Source organism: Pseudoalteromonas sp. MER144-MNA-CIBAN-0113, from assembly GCF_040308965.1.
Taxonomy (GTDB): domain Bacteria; phylum Pseudomonadota; class Gammaproteobacteria; order Enterobacterales; family Alteromonadaceae; genus Pseudoalteromonas; species Pseudoalteromonas tetraodonis.
In genome coordinates this window covers 1-277 of the sequence record NZ_JBEOOG010000314.1, presented here as the reverse complement: position 1 = coordinate 277, position 277 = coordinate 1, and the positions used below count along the sequence as shown (strand labels likewise).

Sequence of the window (277 nt, the reverse complement as noted above, 5' to 3'; positions counted from 1 at the left end):
GCATTGAACCGGCTATTGGTATTCGCATTCGCCTAAACTCAGTAGGCAAAGGCAAGTGGCAAAACACGGGCGGCGAAAAAGGCAAGTTTGGTTTAACAGCAGGCCAAGTACTAAGTGCTGTTGAAGTGCTTAAAAAGCATAATAAGCTGCACTTAATGCAAATGGTGCATTTTCATATTGGTTCTCAAATTGCCAACATTCGTGATATTCACCGTGCTTTACGTGAATGTGCACGCCACTTTGCTGAGCTTACACAGTTAAACGTACCGTTAAATAC

The 277-nt window shown here is 43.0% G+C and carries 1 pseudogene; it reads left to right on the top strand.

Annotation, left to right across the window (positions count from 1 at the left end):
- A pseudogene (locus AAEY57_RS19835) lies at nt 1-277 on the top strand (arginine decarboxylase); the annotation flags it as partial.